Below are 341 nucleotides of genomic sequence, written 5' to 3'. Positions count from 1 at the left end.
CGCGACTTCGACTGCACCGCCATCATTGTCGACGGCGGTCACGATCAGCTCCTCACCATGGAAGCGGGCCCAGACCCGAGTGTCGATCAACGTGTGCGGCACCGAATACCGCACCCCTTCCACCGAGATCGTCGACTCCCAGTTCACCCGCCGGGTGGTGCCGAACACCGCGGTGAACGGAGATTTCGGCAGCGGATGCAGCCGCTGCAACTCTTCGGCCAGCCGCTCGACCGGCCGCCGCCGAGTAGAGCTGTGGACGCGGGTGTTGACGTCGGTGCAGAACTGCCGGCAAGCCGACTCGAGCTCACCGAAAGAGTGATACTGCTCGCGCAGGTTCACCT

Annotated in this window: 1 pseudogene; it reads right to left on the bottom strand. The window is 64.8% G+C overall.

The window, feature by feature from the left end:
- Positions 1 to 341 (bottom strand): annotated as a pseudogene (locus tag ACFYY7_RS45650) (IS21 family transposase); the annotation flags it as partial.

The sequence above is a fragment of the Streptomyces sp. NPDC001933 genome (genome assembly GCF_042890955.1).
Classification (GTDB): domain Bacteria; phylum Actinomycetota; class Actinomycetes; order Streptomycetales; family Streptomycetaceae; genus Streptomyces.
Note: the sequence above shows the minus strand (reverse complement) of the source record. Positions and strands in the feature narration are given on the sequence as shown.